This is a genomic window from Streptomyces collinus Tu 365, from assembly GCF_000444875.1.
In the GTDB taxonomy this organism is placed as follows: Bacteria; Actinomycetota; Actinomycetes; order Streptomycetales; family Streptomycetaceae; genus Streptomyces; species Streptomyces collinus_A.
This window is the reverse complement of sequence record NC_021985.1, coordinates 3,085,302-3,101,915: the sequence shown is the minus strand read 5'-3', so window position 1 is coordinate 3,101,915 and position 16,614 is coordinate 3,085,302. Positions and strand designations below refer to the sequence as shown.

Annotated in this window: 13 protein-coding genes; 3 read left to right on the top strand and 10 right to left on the bottom strand. The window is 74.5% G+C overall.

Annotated elements, in window-relative coordinates:
* Positions 1-155: 155 nt before the first annotated feature.
* The 10 genes from B446_RS13390 to B446_RS13345 all read right to left on the bottom strand — a co-directional run bounded on the left by B446_RS13390 (position 156) and on the right by B446_RS13345 (position 13,751).
* Positions 156-1,325, bottom strand: a complete 1,170-nt coding sequence (locus B446_RS13390; RefSeq protein WP_052352151.1) for a nucleotide disphospho-sugar-binding domain-containing protein — start codon at positions 1,323-1,325, stop codon at positions 156-158.
* Positions 1,213-2,883 (bottom strand): MFS transporter, encoded by a 1,671-nt coding sequence (locus B446_RS36440; RefSeq protein WP_020939978.1) that lies wholly within the window; start codon positions 2,881-2,883, stop codon positions 1,213-1,215. Before B446_RS36440 ends, B446_RS13390 begins: the two co-directional genes overlap by 113 nt.
* A complete protein-coding gene (locus tag B446_RS13380; RefSeq protein WP_020939977.1) occupies positions 2,880-4,049 on the bottom strand; it encodes a nucleotide disphospho-sugar-binding domain-containing protein in 1,170 nt (389 codons plus the stop codon). The genes B446_RS36440 and B446_RS13380 overlap by 4 nt, the downstream gene beginning before the upstream one ends.
* On the bottom strand, positions 4,037-5,203 hold the full coding sequence (locus B446_RS13375) for a nucleotide disphospho-sugar-binding domain-containing protein (protein WP_020939976.1): 1,167 nt from the start codon (positions 5,201-5,203) through the stop codon (positions 4,037-4,039). The genes B446_RS13380 and B446_RS13375 overlap by 13 nt, the downstream gene beginning before the upstream one ends.
* The gene (locus B446_RS13370) at positions 5,191-8,352 is read right to left on the bottom strand and encodes a non-ribosomal peptide synthetase (protein WP_020939975.1); all 3,162 of its coding nucleotides are present in this window, start codon (positions 8,350-8,352) and stop codon (positions 5,191-5,193) included. The genes B446_RS13375 and B446_RS13370 overlap by 13 nt, the downstream gene beginning before the upstream one ends.
* Positions 8,349-9,551, bottom strand: coding sequence for a nucleotide disphospho-sugar-binding domain-containing protein (locus tag B446_RS13365; protein WP_020939974.1), 1,203 nt, complete (start codon positions 9,549-9,551; stop codon positions 8,349-8,351). The genes B446_RS13370 and B446_RS13365 overlap by 4 nt, the downstream gene beginning before the upstream one ends.
* A 139-nt stretch (positions 9,552-9,690) precedes the next feature.
* Positions 9,691-10,404: an ABC transporter permease gene (locus tag B446_RS13360; RefSeq protein ID WP_020939973.1), complete on the bottom strand. Its 714-nt coding sequence runs from the start codon at positions 10,402-10,404 to the stop codon at positions 9,691-9,693.
* Complete coding sequence (locus B446_RS13355) at positions 10,404-11,336, bottom strand: ABC transporter ATP-binding protein (protein ID WP_020939972.1); 933 nt, start codon at positions 11,334-11,336, stop codon at positions 10,404-10,406. Before B446_RS13355 ends, B446_RS13360 begins: the two co-directional genes overlap by 1 nt.
* A gap of 52 nt (positions 11,337-11,388) precedes the next feature.
* On the bottom strand, positions 11,389-12,555 hold the full coding sequence (locus B446_RS13350; RefSeq protein WP_020939971.1) for a nucleotide disphospho-sugar-binding domain-containing protein: 1,167 nt from the start codon (positions 12,553-12,555) through the stop codon (positions 11,389-11,391).
* A complete protein-coding gene (locus tag B446_RS13345) occupies positions 12,543-13,751 on the bottom strand; it encodes a glycosyltransferase (RefSeq protein ID WP_020939970.1) in 1,209 nt (402 codons plus the stop codon). The genes B446_RS13350 and B446_RS13345 overlap by 13 nt, the downstream gene beginning before the upstream one ends.
* Positions 13,752-13,992: 241 nt before the next feature.
* On the opposite strand from B446_RS13345, the gene B446_RS13340 reads away from it, so the two are divergent.
* From B446_RS13340 to B446_RS13330, 3 genes are all read left to right on the top strand, one after another.
* Positions 13,993-15,051, top strand: a complete 1,059-nt coding sequence (locus B446_RS13340; protein WP_020939969.1) for a ketoacyl-ACP synthase III family protein — start codon at positions 13,993-13,995, stop codon at positions 15,049-15,051.
* A gap of 34 nt (positions 15,052-15,085) precedes the next feature.
* Positions 15,086-15,841, top strand: a complete 756-nt coding sequence (locus B446_RS13335; RefSeq protein WP_020939968.1) for an NAD-dependent epimerase/dehydratase family protein — start codon at positions 15,086-15,088, stop codon at positions 15,839-15,841.
* Between the two features lie 65 nt (positions 15,842-15,906).
* Positions 15,907-16,578: an antibiotic biosynthesis monooxygenase gene (locus B446_RS13330; RefSeq protein WP_020939967.1), complete on the top strand. Its 672-nt coding sequence runs from the start codon at positions 15,907-15,909 to the stop codon at positions 16,576-16,578.
* Positions 16,579-16,614: the final 36 nt, after the last annotated feature.

Genomic DNA, 16,614 nt, shown 5'->3' with positions numbered 1-16,614 from the left:
GACGCACCTCTTCATCGGCCTCGGTGTCACCGTCGCGCTGATCCTCGCCGCCAAGTTCGTGAGTGACGCCCTGAAGAAGAACCGCGGCTGATCCCCGACCGAACCGAAAGGGCCCCGACCGGAAGATCCGGTCGGGGCCCTTCCCGTCGGGCCGGTCAGGCGCCGGCGGCCAGCCGCTCCAGGTCGGCCACGATCTCCGCCGGGCTCGGCATCGCGGCCATGTCGTCGCGCAGCTCCCGCGCGCTCTTGCGGTACCGGTCGTCGGTGAGGACCTCCGTGACGGCGGCCCGGACCAGCGCCGCGTCGTTCTGCGGCGCCGCCTCGCCGAGCACCCGGGCGGCGCCCGCCGCGGCGAGCAGCTCGGCCGACGCGAACTGGTCGACGAGCTGCGGCAGGACGACCTGCGGCAGTCCGAAGTGGCAGCCGGTCATGGTGGTGTTGGCGCCGCCGTGGTGGATCAGCGCGTCGCAGTCCCGCAGGAAGAGGTTGAGCGGCACCGGCTCGACCACCCGCACGTTGTCCGGGAGCCGGCCGAAGCCCTCGTGGTACTCGGGGGCGGCGGTGACGACCGCCTGCACGTCCGTGAGCCCCTCGAACGACTCGATGATCGTGCGGAACAACCCGCTGCCGTTGAGCACCAGCGTCTGGTTGCCCAGGCAGACCGCCACCCGGCGCACGCCCTGGGGCGCCGGGACGCGCAGCCACTCGGGCACGGTGCCCACGCCGTTGTAGGGGACGTGGCCGAGGGGGCTGCCCGGCGGGGCGGTGGGATGGCGCAGGGCCGGCGGGCACGGGTCGAGGAGCAGGTCGGGGTCGGGCAGACCGTCGAGGCCGAGCCGGACGCAGGTGCCGTGCAGGAAGTTGCGGGCGGAGGCGCGGGACGGGCCGCTGAGCGGGTCGACGCCCCAGCGCACCTGCACCGACGGCACCCCGAGCACCGCGGCGACGACCGGCCCCGCCAGCTCCAGCTGCTCGGAGACGACGAGGTCGGGACGCCATTCACGGGCGAACTCCAGGTAGGAGCCCAGCAGGTACCGGGCGTGGGTCTCCCACAGCTTGGTGGTGCCCGCCATCTTCTCCGGCGGGGTCGGCCCCATCAGCTCCAGCGGGCGGACCCCCGGCGGCAGATGGCGCTGGAGGACGTCCAGGCCGTGGAACCGGTCGCCGATGTCGACGGCCGTGATCCCCGCCGCGCGGGCCGCGTCGGTGACGTCAGGCTGGGCGGCCACCGTCACCTCGTGGCCCGCCCCCTTCAGCGCCCAGGCCAGCGGGACCAGCGGGGTGAAGTGGGTCGGAAAGGGGGTGCTCAGCATCAGTACGCGCATCTTCTCGCGCCTCCTCGGCGGCTTCGTTGAGTTCGTCGACATGGACCTCGCCCATCAGCAGTGCGGTGATCAGGGCGAGCAGCAGCAGTCCGGCGGCGGTCAGCAGGACCGTGCCGGTGGCGTGGGCGAAGGCGCCCCGCACCAGGTGCCGGACGGCGGGCGGGAGTCCGGCGAGGCGGGCCGCGGCGGCATCGGGGTCGGTGATCCCGGACGCCTTGGCGGACGAGGCGAACCGGGCGCTCAGGACCGCGCCGAGCACGCTGCCGCCGATCGTGGTCCCCAGCATGGTGGCGAACCGCGAGGTGGTGGTGACCACGCCGAGCTGCTCGGGGTCGGCCGCCGACTGGGTCATGAACAGGGCGATCTGGGTGACCCCGCCGAGGCCGGCGCCGAGCAGCACCAGCAGCACGTCCAGCTGCCACAGGGGAGCGTCGGCCACGGTCAGGGCGAGCCCGGCGGTCGCGGCGACCGCCGTCGCCGTGGTGCCGATCAGGACCGGCCGGCAGCGTCCGGTGCGGGCGATGACCCGGCCCCAGACGACGAAGACCAGGACCACGCCGACGGCGAGCGGGATCAGGTGAAGCCCGACGGCGTCGAGGTCCACCCCGCGCACGATGTTCAGGTAGTTGATGAGGAACACCGGCAGGGACAGCAGCGCGAACCCGCCCACGAACTGCAGGATCGCGGCGGGCCGGAACACCCGGTCCCGGAACAGGGTCAGCGGCATCAGCGGGTCCGCCGCCTTCAGCTGGCGGACCGCGAAGAACACGAACATCATCAGGCCGCCGTAGAAGTACGGCACCACCGAGCCCGAGAACGAGTGCTGCTCGCCGTAGGTCTTGACGCCGAGCAGCAGGGCGCAGGTGGCGGAGGCGACTAGGACCGAGCCGAAGAAGTCGACCGGCTGCCGGGTCCCGCGCACGTTCAGCCGCAGCGCCCAGGTGATGCCGGCGAGCGCGAGCCCGGCGAGCGGCACGTTGAGCAGGAAGATCCACCGCCAGGACAGCTCCTGGCTGAGCGGGCCGCCGATCGCCGGGCCCGCGACGATGCCCGCCGCGATGAGCGCGCCGCCCGTGTTCGAGCGGCCCGCGCGGGACTTGGGCGGGTACAGCGTGGCGATCACGATCAGCGTCATGCTCATCAGGCCGCCGCCGCCGAGCCCCTGCACGGCACGGAAGAAGATCAGCTGGGTCAGCGACTGCGCACTCGCGCACAGCGCGGAACCGGCCAGGAACGTGGCCAGCGCGGTGAGGTAGATCCGGCGCGGCCCGTAGCTGTCGCTCAGCCTGCCGTACAGCGGCTGGGCGGCGGTCGCGGCGAGCAGATAGGACGTGATCAGCCAGGGGAAGCGGTCGATGCCGTGGGCCGGGTCGAGGTCGCGCACGATCGGCAGGACGGCGGAGGAGACGATGGAGCCGTCGAGCAGGGCCAGCGTCATGGTCGCCATCGCGCACACGATGAACACCAGCACCTGGACGTCGGTCATGCCGTGCGGGTTGGGCTCCTTCGCCGGCTTCTCCGGCTTGTCCGGCCGCGCCACGGGCGCCTCCACGGTCATGCCGGCACCCCCTGCCGGGCCGCCAGCCGCTCCAGCCGTACGGCGATGTCGGCAGGTGCCGGCATCGCGTCGGTCTCGGCGCGCACGGCGGCCGCGGCCGTGCGGTGGGCGGGCTCCTCGAGCAGCGCCCGTACGGCGTCGGTCAGCCGGGCCGGGTCGTTCTGGAGCTCCGCCGAGTCCAGCGTCAGACCGGCGCCCGCGCCCGCGATCCGGTCGCCGGCCACGAAGGCGTCGCCGAGCTGCGGGAGCACCAGCTGCGGGACACCGAGGGCGGCGGCGCCCAGCGTGGAGCCGGCGCCACCGTGGTGCACCACCAGGTCGGCCTCCGCGAACAGCGAGCCGGGCGCGGTCAGCGCGGTGTACGTCATGCCGTCCGGCAGGGCGCCGACCGCCTCGCGGTGCCGGGGCGCCGCGGACACCACCGCCTCGACGCCGTCCACCCGGCCCAGCACGTCCACCACCCGCCGCAGCAGGCCGGCGCCGCCGAGGTCCAGGGTGTGCCCGCCCAGCGCGACGGCCACCCGGCGGCCCGGCGGGGTGCGGTACGTCCAGGGGCCGCCCGGCTCCGTGTGGGGGACGGGGCGGATCGGCTCGGCGGCCGGGGCCTCGCGGTCGGCGAGGGACGGCGGCGCCGGGTCGAGCAGCAGGTCGGGCACCGGCACGGAGTCCAGGCCGACCCGCGCGCAGACCGGTTCCTGGTAGAGGCGGACGAAGCCGAGCATGGCCGGGGAGGTCGGGTTGACGCCCCAGCGGTGCTGCACGCTGGGGATGCCGAGGAGCGCGCCGATGATCGACCCGGCGAACTCCATGTGCTCGGACAGCACCAGGTCGGCCCGCCACTCGCGGGCCACCTCCAGGTAGTCCGGCAGGAAGTACGGGACGTGGTTGCGCCACACCTGGGCGACCCCGCCGATCTGCTGCCGGTCCGGGCGCCCGGACACCTCGATGGGGCGCCGGTCGGCGGGCCGCCTGCCGCCGCGCAGGTCCTCGGAGTGGAAGGCCTCCCCGAAGGTGATCGTGGCCAGCCCTGCCGCCGCGGCGGCGTCGGTGACGTCGGGCTGGCCGGTCACCAGGATCTCGTGCCCGGCGTCGGCGAGCGCCCTGATCAGGGGCAGCATCGGCAGGAAGTGGGTGTCGACGGGGGTGCTGATGACTAGGACGCGCATCGCAGGTTCTCCAGGTCGCGGACGACGGCGGCGGGGCTCGGCATGGCGGCGACGGAGCGCGCGAGTCCGGCGGCGCCCTTCGCGTGGCGCTCGGCGCCGAGGAGGTGGTCGAGGGCTTCGGCGACGGTCGCCGGGTCGTTCTGCTCGTCGGCGGTGCCGAGCGAGATGGCGGCGTCGGTGGCGGCGAGCAGCTCGCCGCCGGCGAACTGGTCGGCGAGCTGCGGCAGCACCAGCTGCGGGAGACCGGCCCCGGTGGCCGTCATCAGGGTGTTGGCGCCGCCGTGGTGCACGATCGCCGCGCAAGCGCCGAGGAACCCGCTCAGCGGCGCCGGTGAGATCAGCCGCACGTTGGCGGGGGTCGGGCCCAGCGCGTCCAGGTACTCGTCCTGGACGGTGAAGACGCCCTCGAGGTGCGGGAGCCGGCCGAACGCCTCGATCACCGTGCGGAACAGCGGGATCCCGCCGAGCGCGATCGTCTGCCGGCCCATGGAGACGACGACCCGCGGCTTGTCGCCGGGCCGCCGCAGCCACGCGGGGACGGCCCCGGTGCCGTTGAACGGGATGTGCCGGATCGGGGTCGCCGCCGGGGTGCCCGGGTAGAGCAGCTCCGGCGGCGCCGGGTCGAGGACGACGTCCGGCAGCGGGAGCCCGCCCTCGATGCCGTTGCGGTCGCAGGTGCCCTGCAGGAAGTCGACCGCGGTCTGACGCATCAGCGGGCTCAGCGGGTCGACGCCCCAGCGGTGCGAGACGACCGGGATCCGCAGGACTCCGCCCACCAGCAGGGCCGCGTAGTCCATCTGCTCCGACACCACCAGGTCGGGCCGGAACTGCCGGGCCACCTCCAGGTAGCGCGGGAACAGGTAACGGGCGTGCAGCACCCACACCTTGGAGCCGATGGCGATCATCTTCGGCGTCGTCGGACCCGCCACCTCGATGGGGCGCCGGTCCGGCGGCAGCGGCGGGCTCAGCAGGTCCTTGGCGTGGAACGCGCGGCCGACGGTGACCGTGGACAGGCCGGCCGACCGGGCCGCCGGGACGATGTCCGGCTGGCCGGCGACGAGCACCTCGTGCCCGGCCCCGCGCAGCGCCCAGGCCAGCGGGACCATCGTCGTGAAGTGGGTGGATTCGGGGGTGCTCAGGATCAGTACGCGCATGAGGGGTCCTCGGGGTCGGCGGGCAGCTCGGCCGGTCCGCGCCGTACCGCCTCGGCGTAGGCGGTCACGACGGCGTCCGCGAGCTCCGCGGGCAGCCGGTCGGTGCGGACCGTGGCGGTCACGTCCGCGCCGCTGCCGCGCAGGCGCACGTCGAGCTCCAGCTCGGTGGACATGACGGGACTGTCGATGCGCAGCAACTCGGCCGTGCAGTGCGGAAGTTCGAGCACCGGGGCCGGGTCGTCCTGCATCAGGAAGGTGGGGATGGAGGGCAGTGCCTCGCTGCCGCCGGACCACACCAGGATGTGGTCCAGGGCCGCTCCGCCGAGCTCCATGGCGGCCAGCGACGCGTCGGTGCTCGCCACGGCGCTCGCCAGGGCGTCCGCGTGCGCCGCCGTGTCCTGCGTGCCCGGCGGCCGGAAGCGCAGGTACACCAGGTCGACGCGGCAGGTCACCGCCGTCGCGAGCACACCGCTGCCGCGCCGGGCCACGGGGACCTTGACCAGGATGTCGCGCTGCCCGCCCAGCTCGCGCAGCACGACGCCGAACAACGACGCGAGCAGGGCGAAACGGGTGGTGCCCAGCGCCCGGGCCCGGGCGTCCCAGCGGGCGAGCTCCTCGCCCGGCAGGCGCACGGAGCGGCCGTGTTTGGGACCCGCCGACCGGGTGCTCCCGGTCCGGCCGGGCAGCCGCAGCGGTTCCGGATCGTCCAGCAGCTCCTCCCAGAAGGCGCGCTGGGCGGTCAGATCGGCACGGGACAGGGCGCGCCGGTGGTCGGCGGCCACCTGGGCCAGGCTCGCCGCGGGGGCCGGGAAGCGGGGCGCGCGGCCCTCGGCGCGCGCCGTGTAGGCGAACGCGAGGTCGGCGGCGAGGACCGTCTCGGAGGCCCCGTCGAAGGCGACGTGGTGGGCGACCAGGCCGAAGAGGGTGCGGCCGGTGTCCCGGCTGCGCAGTGCCGCGCACCGCCACACCCGGCCCTCGTCCACGGCCAGCGGGGTGAACACCGCGGCCAGCCAGTGCTCGACCGCCGCCGTCTCGTCGTCGGCGTCCGGCAGGCGCAGGAACTCGGCCGGCGCGGGCCGTTCGGGCAGCACGGCCAGCGCCGTCTGCTCGCGCAGCACGTACCGGGCGTGCAGCGACTGGTGGCGCAGCTGCACGTCGCCGGCGGCCAGTTCCAGGGCGGCGAGGTCGACCGGGCCCGACAGCCACCAGGTCAGCCGGCACAGCCCGCCGATACCGGTGCTGTCGTGGGCGCCGGCCCACAGGAAGCCGGCCTGCTGCGGTGGCAGGACGACCTCGCCCGGAGTCCCCTCGGGGCCGGTGCCCGACGGTTCGCCCGCCCGCGGGGCGGAGTCCAGCCAGTCGGCGAGGCCCCGCACCGTCGGCGTGCGGAAGAGCTGCGAGAGCTGCACGGCCGCGCCCAGCGTGTCGTCCAGGTGCTGGCACAGCCGGGCCGCGTCCAGCGAGCTGCCGCCCAGTTCGAAGAACGACGCGTGCTCCGGCACGGGACCGGTGCCCAGCACCGTCCGGAACGCCTCGGCGACCGCGCCCGCCGTACCGTCGAGCGCCGTACCGTCGAGCGCCGGCCCGCCGGAGCCCGGTCCGGCCGGCTGCTCCGTGCGGGCCCGTGCGGCGAGTTCGCGCCGGTCGAGCTTGCCGTTGGCGAGCAGCGGGAAGCGGTCCAGCAGGTGGACATGGCGGGGGACCAGGTACTCCGGGAGCAGCGAGGCGAGCCGCTCGCGCAGCTCCTCGGGGCCGGTGCCGCGGTCGTCGGCGCGCGTGTAGAAGAGGGCGAGGCCGTGGTACGAGCCGTCCGGCTTCGGCAGCGGCACGACCGCCGCGCCGGTGACCGTGGGGACCCGCTCGACGGTCCGCTCGACCTCGGCGGGTTCGATCCGGTGCCCGCGGACCTTGATCTGCCGGTCGCCGCGCCCGGTGTAGTGCAGGACGCCCCCGGCGGTGCGGTGGCCCAGGTCGCCCGTGCGGTAGACGCGCCGGCCCCCGACGGTGGCGAAGACCGCCTCGGTCAGCTCCGGCCGGCCGAGGTAGCCGCGGGCCAGGCCGGGACCGCCGAGGCACAGCTCGCCCGTCTCCCCGGAGGCGCAGACCCGGTCGCCGTCGAGCACCACCACGTCGGTGTGGGCGAGTTCGCGGCCCAGCGGGATCCCGGCGGGGTCGTCGCAGTCCTCGGGGCGGATGTCGTGCGCGGTGACGATCGCCCCGCACTCGACGGGACCGTACACGTTGAGCAGCCGGATGCCGGGGTGCTCGGCCAGGAAGCGGCGGATGCGGGTGGGGGCGGCCCGTTCGCCGCCGACGGCCAGCCACTTCATGCCCGCGAACGCGCCCACGTCGGTGGTGACCAGCATGTTGAACAGCTGGGTCGTCATGAACGCCGCGTTCACGCCGTCCTCGGCGATGAGCGCGCGCAGGGCGCGCGGCACCAGCACCGGCTCGTCGAGCAGCACCGTCGTGCCGCCGGTGAGCAGCATGCTCCAGCAGTCCAGGGTGAAGCCGTCCCAGGTCGGCGGCGCGGTCTGCGGCATCACGGTGCCGGGGCCCAGCTCGGCGAAGGTGTGCTCGTCGAAGAGGCGCACCGCGTTCTCGTGGAGGGAGACCACGCCCTTGGGCGCGCCGCTCGTGCCCGAGGTGAAGAACACCGCGCACGGGTCGCCGCCGCTCACCGCCACCGGCGCCGGACGCAGCCCGCGCGCCGCGGTGACCGTCAGGTCCTCGGCGGGCGGCGCCCACGCCGGCACCGGCCAGGCACCGGTCGAGGCCGTGACGAGCAGCGGCGCGTCGAGCTGGGCGATCTGCGTGCGCAGGCGCTCGGCCGGCCAGCGCGGGTCCAGGACGGAGTAGGCGGCCCCGCACTTGAACAGCGCGACCAGGACCGCGATCAGCCGGGTGCCGCGCTCCAGCAGCACCGGCACCAGGTCGCCGGGCCGCACCCCTTGTTCCTGCAGGAGCGCCGCCAGGGTGTCCGAGGCCGCGTCCAGTTCGCGGTACGACACCCGGGCCGGGCCGTGGACGAGCGCGGTCGCCTCCGGGAAGCGACGGGCCGCGTCCTGGAACAGGGCGTGCATGGTCGCGCCCCGTGTGAACCTGGGCGCCTCGGCCTGCACGGCGGGCGCGAGGAGTTGCACGGTCATCGTCTTCCTGCCTCCGCGGGAGTGGGGACGTCGGTGTGACCGGCTCTCGCGCACTCCTCGAGGAAGCCCACGAGCCGGTCGGGGGTGGGCATCGCGTCGATCTCGGCCCGCAGCGCGTGGGCCCGCTGCCGGTAGGAGGGGCGGGCCAGCAGGTCCCGCAGGGCCGTGCCGACCGCGCCCTCGCCCGCGTCGGCGGGCAGCGCGGTCCCGGCGCCCGCGGCGCTGACGAGATGGGACCAGTGCTCCTGGAAGGCGTTCCGCGGGAGCAGCAGCTGCGGCAGGCCGTGCGTGACGGCGATCAGCCCGCTGCCGACACCGCCGTGGTGCACCAGCGCGTCGCAGTGGGCGAGCAGCACGTCCAGCGGGAAGGACTCGACGGCCCGCACGCCGTCCGGGAGTTCGGGCAGGCTCTCCGCCTGGGCCGCGGTGACGGCGAGGACCACGTCCGCGCCCAGCTCGCGCAGCCCGGCGACGACATGGTCGCGGACCTCGTCGAGAGCGGTGGTGGTGACCCCGCCGGTGACGCACACCAGCGGCCGGTCGGAGTCCCGCCCCGTGCGCAGCCACGGCGGGAGCGCGGCCGGCCCGGCGAACGGCACGTAGCGCATGTCGGCCCGGCGCACGGGGTGCGGCGGGCGCAGGCCCGGCGGGCACGGGTCGATCCAGACGGACGGGCCGACCACCGGGTCGACGCCGAACCGCTCGAAGAGCCGCGCGTACGAGGGCCGCAGGTCGGCGTCGTCCTCGCAGTGCACGCCGAGCGAGACGCCCCAGGTGTGGCCGACGGCCGGGACCTTGACGGCCGCGGCGGCCACCAGGCCCGCGGCGGCGGCGGTGTCGTGGACGACGATGTCGGGCTGCCAGAAGCGGGCGAAGGCGACCAGGTCGTCGGTGAGCGTGTCGGCGACCGCGATCATCTTCTCGACGAGGGTGTCGGCGACGTCGGCGTCCAGGGCACCGGCCGCCCGGTCGGCCGGCCGCAGCCGGCCCGGGCCCAGGGGCAGCCGGCGCGCGGCCACGGCGCCGGCCGCGGCCTCGTCCCCGACGGGCACGGCGACCAGCCCGGCCCGGGTGACCGGTGCCACGCACTGCGGCCGCACCGCCACCCGTACGTCGTGCCCGGCGAGCCGGGAGGCCCAGGCGAGCGGGATGATCCAGGGGATGTGGGCCGGGCCGTGACCCACGAACAACACGCGCATCCAGTTGCCTCACTCCATCGCGTCCGTCAGTGGCAGGGCAAGGGTGCGGCGGGTCACTCGAATGCGGCTCGCGCGCCGTAGGAACGCGAAAGCGCCCGCAAGGGGTGGCCCCCTTGCGGGCACTGCGGGCCGGGCGCGCTCAGGCGCGGCGGCCGCCCCTGCGGTAGGCGAAGGCCGCGAAACCGGCCAGCAGAACCGTCCAGGCCGCGAGGACGCCCACTCCGGCGAGGGTGGGAGCCGCGCTGTCGGCGGCGTTCCAGGACAACTGGGCGTACCGGAAGACCGGGGTGGCCCGGGACAGCTGCTGCGCCCAGTGCGGGAAGTTGTCGATCGGGAGCAGCAGGCCGCCGAGCAGCGTCAGCGACAGGTAGGAGACGGTGCCGGCGATCTGCGCGAGCTGGGCCTTGAACAGGTAGCCGATGCCGATGCCGAGCATCGCGAGCGGGGCGATGCCGAACCACAGGAGGAAGAACACCGCGAGCCAGGTGCCGAAGCCGAGGTGGACGCCCCGGTAGAAGACGCCGATCAGCGAGATCACCGTGATCGGCAGGATGGCCAGGCAGGTCGCGACCGCGCCCCGCGCCACCACCACCTGCACCGGGGACAGCGGGGTCAGCCGCAGCTGGCGCAGCCAGCCCAGCGCCCGGTCCTCGGCGATCCCGGTGCCGTTGGTGATCACCACGCCGAGGGCGCCGAAGGCCGCCGCGCCGACCATGGCCTGGGCGAGGGACCGCTGGTCCGGGCCGCCGCCCGCGAAGGTCACGTACATGCCGACCGGCATGACGAGACTCATCATCAGGTAGCCGCCGTTGCGGACGAGCCGCAGGATCTCGAGTCGGATGTAGCCGAGCATCACAGGCTCCGTCCTTCCGGGGCGGCTTCGCGGTGGCGAGCGCGGTGGGTCAGTGCGATGAAGGCCTCCTCCAGGCCGACGCCCGACACCTCGAGGTCGGTGAAGGCGTCCGCCCGGGCCAGCGCGTGGACGGTCCGGTCGGAGTCGGTGGTGCGCAGGTGCACCCGGCCGCCGTGGAACTCCACCGCGGTGACGCCGGGCAGCAGGTCGTAGCCGTCGCTCGGGCCGCCGCGCGGCGCGAAGCTGACCGTGCGTCCCTCGACCATGCTCTTGATCTGGGAGGTCGTGCCGTCGGCGACCACCCGGCCGGCGGCGATCACGATCACCCGGTCGGCGCTGTCGTCGGCCTCCTCGAGGTAGTGCGTCGAGAACAGCACCGTGTTGCCGCGCCGGGCGTAGCGCTGCATCGCGGCCCACAGCTCGCGCCGCGACTCCACGTCGAGGGCGGCCGTCGGCTCGTCCAGGACCACCAGGTCGGGGTCGCCGGCCAGGGCGAGCGCGAAGCGGACCCGCTGGGCCTGGCCCCCGGAGAGCCGGTCCACCTTCCGGTCGGCGATCGCGGTGAGTTCGGCCAGTTCCAGGACCTCCTGGAGCGGCAGCGGGTCGCGGTACGTCCCGCGTACGAAGTCGACCAGCTCACGGACCGACACCCGGGGAATCATCTTCCCCTCCTGCAGCATCGCGCCCAGGTGGCCGGCGCGCATCGCGAGTTCGGGCTTCTTGCCGAACACCTCGACGGTTCCCTCGTCCGGCGGGAAGAGGCCGAGGAGCATGCCGATGGTGGTGGACTTGCCCGCTCCGTTCGGGCCGAGGAGGGCGACCGTCTCGCCGCGGTGGATCGTCAGGTCGATCCCGTCGACGGCGCGGACGTCGCCGTACGCCTTGACGACGCCCTCGAAGACGACCGCGGGCGGTCCGTGCTGTTCTGCCATGGGGGGTGGCACCTGTTCCCTTTCCTGTACGTGCTGTGTGAGCGGACGCATGTCAGATCAGCCCCTCCAGGGTGCGGACCAGTTCGGCGGGGCCGGGGAGGCCCGCGATCTCCTCGCCGACCGCGCGTGCGGCCTTGCGGTAGTGCTCCTCGGTGAGCAGTGCGGCCACCGCGGCCCGGACCAGCCCGGCGTCCCGCTGCTCCTGCTCGCCCGCGAGGTTGCGCCCGGCGCCGGACGCCTCCACGAGCCGTCCCGTGGTCTGCAGGAACGGCTTGCCGCCGGGCAGGACCAGCTGCGGCACACCGGAGGCGAAGGACGTCATGCTCGTGCCGCTGCCGCCGTGGTGCACCGTCAGCGCGGTGTGCCGCATCAGCGGACCGATCGGGAACCGGTCCACCACCCGCAGCGTGTCCGGCACGTCGCCGAGCAGCGGGTGGTACTGGGCGTCGATCGGGAACAGCACGTCCACGCCCAGTTCGGCGCAGGCGGACAGCGCGTGCCGGAAGCCGGGCGGAAGCTCGCCGGTCTCGGCGAGCAGCCGGCCGTGCCACATGCCGAGGCAGAGCAGGGCACGCGGCCGCTCGGGCCGCCGCACCGCCCAGTCAGGCAGTTCGGCGGTGCCGCAGTAGGGGACGTAGCGGGTCAGCAGCCCGGGGACGTTGTCACCGCCGGGCAGCAGCGAGGCCGGGCTCGGGTCGATGATCAGGGCCGGGTCCGGGAAGCCGTCGGCGCCGAACTCCCGGCTCAGGCCGTCGAGCTGGACCTCGGCCTGGCGCAGCAGCGGGCTGGTGAAGTCGTCGGGACCCCAGCGGTGGACGACCCCGGGCACGCCGAGCGCGGCGGCGGTGATCAGCCCGCCGAACTCGACGGGGTCGGTCACCACCAGGTCCGCCGCCCAGTCCCGGCCGAGTCCGACGAGCTCGTCGATGTAGCCGCCCAGCCGGGTGCGCCAGCGTTCGCCGGCCTCGTCCCACTCGGACGCCGCGCGGCGGTCCATCCCGGCCCGGTCGGGCATGCGGACCGCGCCGGGCCGGGTCAGCCGCTGGCGCAGTTCGCCGCCGCCGACCGGGCGGGTGTCGAGGCCCGCGGCGGCCGCGAACCGCACCAGTTCGGCGTCCCCGGTCACCAGCACCTCGTGCCCGGCGGCGCGCAGCGCCCAGGTCAGCGGCACCATCGGGACGAGATGGCTCGGGACGAGCGCGGTGATCAGGACACGCATGACGCCTCCTCGGCGGATGTACGGGTGGCCGCCACCAGCTCCTCCAGGTCCGCCACCAGCCGCTCCACCGGCGGGCAGGCGAGGATCTCCCGCCGGACGGCGGCGGCGCGGCGCCGGTAGGCCGGGTCGGTGAGCAGGGCGGTGACGGCCGCGGTGACCGCCTCCGCGTCCGCGAAGGGGGCGGGCAGGTCGATGGCGCAGCCGAGCGCGGCACAGCGCTCCGCCGAGTGCGGCTGGTCGTCGTACATGGGGGTGACGAGCATCGGCGTGCCCGAGCGCAGTCCCTCGCGGATGCCGCTGTGGCCGCCGTGGGTGATGAACACGTCGGCGGCCTCCAGCAGGACGTCCTGCGGCACCCACTCGGTGACCAGCCGGACGTGCCCGGGCACCGGCCCGAAGTCCTCGGGGTCGCGGCCGACGCCGACCGAGACGACGGCGGTGCAGTCGATGCCGGACAGGGCCTCGATCACCGCGCCCAGCACGCCGTCCGACTTCCCCGGCAGCGACGGGGCGATGGTGCCGATCGACGCGTAGACCACCGGCTTGTCGTCGGGCAGTCCGGCGAGCCAGGGCAGCACCGGGTCGTCACCGCGGAACGGCGTGGTCTGGCGGTAGTGGCGCAGGGTGCGGCCGTCGAGCCCGTCCCCGGTCCAGCTCGCCGGCAGCCAGCTCACCAGGAGGTGGCGGTAGGCGGTGTTGTCGTCCGGGTCGCCGGGCAGGCCGAGTTCGGCGCGCAGCGCGTTGAGCCGGTCGTGGGTGACGGCGGGCGTCAGCAGATGCGTGGAGCCGCCGGCCACCGCGACGTGCGGGATGCCCAGGGCCTCCGCGGCGAGGTAACCGCCCATCTCCTCGCCCTCGCGGACGATCAGGTCGGGCTTCCACTCCCGGGCGGCGGCGATGATGTCGCGGGCCGCGCGCAGGGCGGGCGCGCCCAGGATGCAGTCGACGAGCCCGTCCTCGTACGCCTCCTGGTCCCCCGACCACAGACCGGGCGCGATCGCGGCGACGCAGTCCGGGTCGAGGGCCCAGTCGACGCCCGCCGGGAAGAAGGCGAGGCCGTAGGTCTCGCTCTCCCCCCGCATCGACTCGTCGTCGGCGACGGCCACGGTGTGCCCGGCCCGGACCGCCGCCTGGGCCAGGGGGATCAGCAGCCGCAGATGCGACTTGCCCGCATGGGCGGTGAAGAGGATGCGCACGGCGGATCTCCGAGGAGTCGGTGGGGGGTCGTGTCGGGGCGGCGGGCGCGGCACGCCCACCCTCCGGTCGTGCAGCAGAGCGTGGCGGCAGCGGCTCGGCCGCCGCTCGGGTCCCGCTCGAGCGGCGCTGGAGTCCGCGCCCGCGTCCGTTCCCCTCCCGGACTCCAGCGCCGTTCGAGAGCGTGCGCGGACCGTGGGCGCATGCCGAACCGCCCGAGTTCCGAGCCGGAGGAGTAGCTGGATGCGCTGGAAAGATGTCTATGTCGCCGGACTCGGCAGCTGGCTGCCCGAACCGGTGCCGGTCGCGGAGTGCGTCGCGGCCGGGGAGTGCGGCCAGGAGTGGATCGACGACTTCGGGTACGAGTCCGTCCGGATCGCCCGCGAGGCGGCCGGCGAGGCATGGACCGCCCCGCCGGACATGGCCGTCGCCGCGGGCCGCAGCGCCCACGAGCGCTCCGGCCTGCCGAAGTCGGCGTACTCCCTGCTGCTGCACGGCAGCACCTGGTTCCAGGGGCTGGACATCTGGCCGGCCGCCTCCTACGTGGCCAAGCGCACCGTCGGCTCCACCGTGCCGGGCCTCGACGTGCAGCAGCGCTGCAACGTCGGCATCAGCGGCCTGGAGCTGGCCGCCGCCCATCTGACGGCCGGTCTCGGCAGCGCGGTCATGCTCACCACCGCCGACCGCTTCGGCGGCCCCGGCGCCGACCGCTGGCGCCTGAGGCACGGCAACGCCTACGCCGACGGCGCCACGGCCACCGTGCTGTCCACCGGGGGCGGCTTCGCCCGGCTGGTGGCGACCGCCACCGTCGCCGACAACACCCTCGAACCGATGGCCCGCGGCGACGAGGAGTTCGCCCCCGTCTCACGCGCCGCCGAACGGCAGATCGACCTCACCGCGCGTGGCGACGCCCACCGGGCCGTCAGTGACGAGACGTTCACCAACATCCGCTTCGGCAAGGTCATGCAGGAGGCCAAGCAGGCCGTCCTGGACGACGCGGGCCTGGAGACCGCCGACCTCGCGTACGTCGTGATCCCGTCCACCGGGCGGATCCAGGGGCCCTTCCAGATCCACCACCTGCTCGGGGTCGAGGAGGAGCGGACCACCTGGGAGTTCGCCCGCCGCAGCGGGCACGTCGGCGCCGGCGACTGGGCCGCGGGGCTCGAACACCTGCTGTGCACGGGCGCGTTGAGCCCGGGCGACCACGTGATGCTCTACGGCGGCGGCGCGGGATACACGATCACCACCGCCGTCCTGGAGATCACCGCCGTCCCCGACTGGGCCACCTCGCCCCGCCGGTGAACCACCCATCGACCACGAGGAGTTGGCACATCCCATGGAGATCGTCGGCAGGGGATTCCTGGCCGGGCATCTGGCGGGCATCAGCGACCACCACCCCGACGTGGTGGCGCTCGCCGCCGGGGTCTCGGCCGCCGGGGACATCCCGCCCGAGCAGTACACGAGGGAGTCGGCCCGGCTCTACGAGACGCTTCGGTACTGCGAGAAGCACGGCAAGCGGCTGGTGTTCTTCTCCACGGCGTCCGCCGGGATGTACTCGGTGCCCGACGCCTCGCCGGGCCGGGAGGACGGGCCGGTCTACCCGGCCACTCCGTACGGCCGCCACAAGCTCTCCCTGGAGGCCGTGGTCAGGTCCTCCGACGTCGAGTACCTGATCCTGCGCCTGTCCCACGTGGTGGGCTTCAACCAGCCCGCGCACCAGCTGCTGCCCGCCCTCGTGCGGCAGCTGTCGAGCGGCCGGATCCATGTGCACCGCGGCGCCCAGCGCGACCTGATCGACGTCGAGGACGTCGTCAAGATCGTGCACACGCTGCTGGTCGACGGCCGCACCCGCGACGTCGTCAACGTCGCCTCCGGGCAGGCCCCCCGCATCGAGGACGTCATCGCCCACATGGAGGGCCTGCTCGGCACCGGCGCCGAGAAGACCTATGTGGAGGCCTCCGGCGCCCAGCCCGTCTCCATCGACAAGCTCTGCCGGCTCGTGCCGACCGTGTACGGCCTCGGCTTCGGCCCCGACTACTACCGGTCCGTGCTCGACAAGTACGTCCACGCGTACGTGCCGCAGCCCGCCTGAGCGACCGTCACCCCTCCTCGCCCCACCCCGTCCCGCCCCACTCATCCACCGAAAGGCACCGAGACATGACCGCCAACGCCCCTGTCGTCGCCGTCGCCCACTTCGTGCTCAAGGACAAGCACAAGCAGAAGGGCGCCGAGTTCGAGAAGGCGTACCAGAGCTACAAGGAGGCCGTCTCGCAGCGTGACGGCCTGCTGCGCACCGCCCTGCTGCGGGGCATCTCCGCGCCCGACTCCTTCGTCATCCTCACCTGGTGGCGGGACGCCGAGGCGCACCGCACGGTCGTCGGCGACTGGCAGTTCTTCACCGCCGTCAGCAGCCGGTTCGTCTACCTGGCCTCGATCACCAGCGTGCACGGTCCCGTGCTGGCCGGCGAGAAGGCCGCGGACGGCGTGGGCGAGGCCGAGGCCCCGGCGGCCGACGCCGCCGTCGCGCTGACCACGTTCACCCTGCGCGAGGGCGCCGACCAGCGGGCCTTCGAGGAGGCCTTCCTCGGCCACGTCTCCTTCGTGAAGGCCAACGACGGCTTCCTCGCCCACCAGCTGGTCCACTCCGACCGCGAGAGCGGGTCCTACGTCAACATCGGCTGGTGGACCGGGCCGCAGGCCTACGCGCCGGTCCTGCACAGCCCCGAGATGGCCGCCGACGCGCAGCGCATGGCCGCGCACGCCGAGGTGCGGGGCGGCCTCTACGCCGTCGCCGTGGACACGGCCCGGGAGCGGGTGCCGGCCGTGTGAGGCGCACGAAGAGGGGGCCGGGTCCCATGGACCCGG